Source organism: Pseudomonas sp. (assembly GCF_041601375.1).
Taxonomy (GTDB): Bacteria; Pseudomonadota; Gammaproteobacteria; order Pseudomonadales; family Pseudomonadaceae; genus Aquipseudomonas.
Window position 1 is genome coordinate 1 of the sequence record NZ_JBFIIG010000250.1, and the last position, 5,011, is coordinate 5,011.

Consider the following 5,011-nt stretch of genomic DNA (forward strand, 5'->3'; position numbering starts at 1 on the left):
CGGCCGGTCAGCGAGGAAGTGGTGCACCGCGAGAGCCTGCACTACCTGACCTTCAGCGAGGACAAGGAAGACGACGAGGCCTGCTGCCGCCTGCGCGACTGGTTGACGCAGCAGTTTTGATTACCCAGGGTTATTATTTGCCGGCACTTTCAGTTATGTAAATTTGACGCACTGCTTACTTGGCTCCCACGCACTCGTAACAGGGTTCACCAACAAACCTGCCATCGGCAGGTTTTTTTATGCCCGCAGTTTGTCCGCAGAGCCAATCCATAACCGTTGATTATTAATTAACGGCCGTAAATGTTGCTTATTCCCCAGGGCCAAACGCTCTTACCCTTTTTCTCGAAATCAACTCCACATTCAACCTCTTACAATCAGGTGACCGCATGAATTTCGATGGTATTTGGACTCCCGTGGTAACGCCCTTCAACGCCGCTGGCGCGATTGACTTCGAGGCGCTGGCCAAGGTCGTCGACAGCCTGATCGGCCATGGCGTGCACGGCCTGATCATCGGTGGCACCACCGGCGAGTACTACGCCCTGAGCAACGCCGAGCGCAAGCAGGTGTTCGACGCCGTCGCCGAACAGGCCAAGGGCCGCATCACCCTGATGGCCGGCATCAACGCCACCAGCACCGAAGAAAGCCTCGACCTGGGCCAGTACGCCAAGGCCGCCGGCTTCGACTGCATCCTGCTTGCCGCCCCCTACTACTGCCAGCCGACCCAGGACGAACTGCTCGCCCACGCCCTGTGCGTGGACGACGCCCTGGACATGCCGATCATGCTCTACAACTTCCCGGCGCGCACCGGCACACCAATGAGCTTCGAGTTCATCGACGCGCTCAAGGGCCGGCCGAACTTCCAGGCGATCAAGGAAAGCACTGGCTCGATCGAGCGCATGCACGCCCTGACCCAGGAGTACGCCGACCAGCTGCAGACCAGCTGCGGCATGGACGACCAGGTGCTGGAATTCTTCACTTGGGGCGCACGCAGCTGGACCTGCGGGGCTTCCAACTTCCTCGCCGCCGAGCACGTCGCGCTGTACCAGGCCTGCGTGGTCGAACAGGACATGATCAAGGGCCGCCTGCTGGCGCAGCGCCTGCTGCCGATGCTCAACCTGCTGGAGCAGGGTGGCAAGTTCTGCCAGTACATCAAGGCCGGTTGCGAGCTGGCTGGTATTCCGGTGGGCCCGACCCGTCGCCCGCTGCTGCCGCTGAACGAGGCCGAACTGGCCGCCTTCAAGCAGACCTATGAGCAACTGATCGCCCATCGTTCTTAAGCCACCAGGCCCGGAGGCAGTGCCTATGCAGCTGCAATGCAACTTCCTGCCCCAGGACGATGGTCGCTGCGGTTGGTATGAAATCCTGCCGCCCGCGCCGCCCAGCACACCGCTGCGCGGCACCGTGCAGGCCGACTGGGTGGTGCTCGGCGCCGGCCTCGCCGGCCTCGCCGCCGCCCGCCGCCTGGCCGAACTGCAGCCGCAGGCCTCGGTGGTGCTGATCGACGCCAAGCGCGTCGGCTTCGGCGCCGCCGGGCGCAACTCCGGGTTCATGGTCGACCTGCCCCATGACCTGACCTCGCACAGCTATACCAGCAGCCACGAGGCCGACCAGAAGATCATCCGCCTCAGCCGCGGCGCGATCGACTATACCCGCGAGATCGTCCAGCACCATGGCATCGACTGCGACTGGCGCGAGCAGGGCAAGCTGCACGGCGCGGCCAACGCCCGCGGCGTGCATGCCCTGGAATCATTCGCCAAGGGCCTGTCGGCGCTGGGCGAGCCCTATCGCCTGCTCAGTGCCCAGGACATGAAAACGGTCACCGGCAGCGACTTCTACCAGGCCGGTCTGCACGCCCCCGGCTGCGTCCTGGTGCAGCCGGCGGCGCTGACCCGCGGGCTCGGGCAGACCCTGCCGGAGAACGTGCAATTGCTCGAAGACAGCCCGGTGCTGAACATCGAAGTCGGCAAGGTGCATACCCTGACCACCGCCCAGGGCTGCGTGAAGGCGCCACGCCTGGTGCTGGCCAACAACGCCTACGCCGCCAACTTCGGCCAGCTCGGCTTCAAGGGCCGCCTGCTGCCGATCTACACCTACGCCAGCATGACCCGTCAGCTGACCGGCGAGGAACTGGCGCGCCTGGGCGGCGAGCAGAGCTGGGGGCTGATTCCGGCCGATCCGCTGGGCACCACCGTGCGCCGCCTGGCCAACGGGCGCATCTGCGTGCGCAACTCCTTCACCTACAACCCCCAGGTGCAGGCCAGCGCCAGCACCCTGGAGCGGGTCAAGCGAGCGCATCGTCGCTCATACGAGAACCGCTTTCCGATGCTCCCGGGCATCGAGTTCGAATACACCTGGGGCGGTGCCCTGTGCCTGTCGCGCAACGCCGGCTCGCAGTTCGGCCAGATCGCCCCCGGGGTGTTCAGTGCGGTGTGCTGCAACGGCCTGGGCCTGACCCGCGGCACCATCTCCGGCAAGTTGATCGCCGAGTACGCCCTGGGGATGGACAGCGACCTGCTGAGCATCATGCTCGAACAACCGAAACCCTGCCGTAATCCGCCGGAGCCCTTCCTCGGCATCGGGGTGCGCTCCTCCCTCGCCTGGAAAGAGTGGACCGCCGGCGTAGAACTCTGAGAGCCAGTTCAAGAGCTCGCGAGCTAGAGCCATGCAATACCGATGGCGGCCCCGCAAAAACAAGCGAGGAACGGTCGGAGTCGCGGGCGACTTTACGAGCTGTAAATGAGCATTCAGACCGGGCTGGCGCTCCAGCTTGTTTTTAACACCGCAGGGCCGACGCGCAGCAGATCGTGAACCGGCTCTGAGATTGCCTCAACCTTCAGGAGAAGAACCATGACCGATACCCTCACCCGCAGCGCCATCGAACAGCAGCGCGAGCGCCTGGAATTCCGCAACCAGGCCTTCATCAACGGTCGGTTCGTCGCCGCCCGCTCCGGCGCCACCTTCAGCACCCTCAACCCGGCCACTGGCCAGGTCCTGACCGAGGTGGCCGCCTGCGACGCCGAAGATGTCGACGTCGCCGTGCAGGCCGCCCGCGCCGCCTTCGACGCCGGCGTCTGGTCGCGCCTGGCGCCGGCCGAGCGCAAGGCCGTGATGATCCGCTTCGCCGACCTGATCGATGCCAATCGCCTGGAGTTGTCGGTATTGGAATCCCTGGAAGCCGGCAAGCCGGTGGGCGAGTGCTTCGGCATCGACATTCCCGACACCGCCGCGACCATCCGCTGGCACGCCGAAGCCGGCGACAAGCTGTACGACAGCCTGTCGCCCTCCGCTCCCGGCAACATCGGCATGATCAGGCGCGAGCCGATCGGTGTGGTCGGCGCCGTGCTGCCGTGGAACTTCCCCTGCATGATGGCCGGCTGGAAGCTCGGCCCGGCACTGATTACCGGCAACAGCGTGATCCTCAAGCCCGCCGAACTGACGTCGCTGGCCACCCTGCGCCTGGCCGAACTGGCGTTCGAAGCCGGCATCCCGGCTGGCGTGCTCAACGTGGTGCCGGGCCTGGGCCACACCGCCGGCAAGGCCATCGGCCTGCACCCGGACATCGACATGACCGCCTTCACCGGCTCCACCGAGGTCGGCCGGCTGTTCCTCGAGTACTCGGCCAAGAGCAACCTCAAGCGCGTGGTGCTCGAGTGCGGCGGCAAGAACCCGCAGGTGGTCATGGGCGATGCCGGCGACCTCGCGGCGGTGGCTGGCAACGTGCTCAGCGCGGCCTTCTGGAACATGGGCGAGAACTGCTCGGCCGGCTCTCGGCTGATCGTCCATCGCTCGATCAAGGACGCCCTGCTCGAGGAAATGCAACGCCAGCTGCAGGACTGGGTCACCGGCGATCCGCTGGACCCGGCCGTGCGCCTGGGCGCGCTGATCGAGCAGGCGCACATGGACAAGGTCCTCGGGCATATCGAGCAGGCCAAGGCCGAAGGCTGCAAGCTGGTCACCGGCGGCGTGCGCCTGCATGAGCAGAGCGGCGGCTACTTCGTCGCGCCGACCATCTTCGAAGCCGACTCCAACGCCGCCTCGGTGGCCCAGGAGGAGATCTTCGGCCCGGTGCTGGCGGTGATCGCCTTCGACACCGAGGAACAGGCCATCGCCATCGCCAACGACACCTGCTACGGCCTGGCCGCCTCGCTGTGGACCGCCAACATCAACACCGCCCACCGCGTGGCCGCGGCCATCCGCGCCGGCACCGTGTCGGTCAACTGCTTCTCCGAGGGTGACATCTGCACCCCGTTCGGCGGCTACAAGCAGTCCGGCTTCGGCGGTCGCGACAAGTCGATCTACGCCCACGACCAGTACTGCGAGCTGAAGACCACCTGGATCCAGCTGTCCTGAATTCAGCAGCGCCCGGCCGCGACGGCGCCGGGTCATTGGTCGATTGACAGCCCCCTCCCGGCAACCGCGCGAGGGGTTTGCCTATTTCTGAGAAGCGCTCATGAACAGCCTCACCAGCAGCGAATACCTCAATCCGGTCACCACCCAGACCTGGGCCAACGGCCGCCACCTGGTGCGCTGCCTCAAGGTCATCCGGGAAACCGCGGATGTCCTCACCTACTGTTTCAGCATGCAGGAGCCGGTGCTGTTCTTCTTCAAGCCGGGGCAGTTCGTCACCCTGGAGCTGGAGATCGACGGCGAACGGCTGATGCGCTCCTACACCATCTCCAGCGCACCTTCGATTCCCTACAGCTTCTCCATCACGGTCAAGCGGGTGCCTGGCGGCCGAGTATCGAACTGGCTGCACGATCAGTTCAAGGAAGGCGGGCTGATCGCCGTGCATGGCCCGGTCGGCCAGTTCAACTGCATCGATTTTCCCGCGGAGAAGGTCCTGCTGCTGTCCGGCGGCGTCGGTATCACCCCGGTGATGTCCATGGCCCGCTGGTTCTTCAACACCAACAGCGAAGTCGACATGGTGTTCGCCCACAGCGCGCGCACCCCGGCCGACATCATCTACCGCGCCGAGCTGGACTACATGTCCACGCGCATCGACAACTTCAAG

General features: G+C 65.3%; 4 protein-coding genes. All 4 read left to right on the top strand.

From position 1 onward, the window contains the following. The first annotated feature begins 386 nt into the window (after positions 1-386). A complete protein-coding gene (locus tag ABZE94_RS20305) occupies positions 387-1,277 on the top strand; it encodes a dihydrodipicolinate synthase family protein (protein WP_372877866.1) in 891 nt (296 codons plus the stop codon). Positions 1,278-1,302: 25 nt separating this feature from the next. After that, positions 1,303-2,631 carry an NAD(P)/FAD-dependent oxidoreductase gene (locus tag ABZE94_RS20310; RefSeq protein WP_372877868.1) on the top strand — a complete coding sequence of 443 codons (1,329 nt, stop codon included), beginning with the start codon at positions 1,303-1,305 and terminating at the stop codon, positions 2,629-2,631. Positions 2,632-2,847: 216 nt separating this feature from the next. Then, on the top strand, positions 2,848-4,350 hold the full coding sequence (locus ABZE94_RS20315) for an aldehyde dehydrogenase (RefSeq protein WP_372877870.1): 1,503 nt from the start codon (positions 2,848-2,850) through the stop codon (positions 4,348-4,350). Positions 4,351-4,450: 100 nt separating this feature from the next. Further along, positions 4,451-5,011, top strand: a 561-nt coding sequence (locus ABZE94_RS20320) for an FAD-binding oxidoreductase (protein WP_372877872.1), incomplete at its 3' end; no start/stop codon positions are given.

Coding starts and splice junctions, on each gene's coding strand:
- ABZE94_RS20305 (WP_372877866.1), top strand. CDS start 387: ATGAATTTCGATGGTATTTGGACTCCCGTGGTAACGCCCTTCAACGCC.
- ABZE94_RS20310 (WP_372877868.1), top strand. CDS start 1,303: ATGCAGCTGCAATGCAACTTCCTGCCCCAGGACGATGGTCGCTGCGGT.
- ABZE94_RS20315 (WP_372877870.1), top strand. CDS start 2,848: ATGACCGATACCCTCACCCGCAGCGCCATCGAACAGCAGCGCGAGCGC.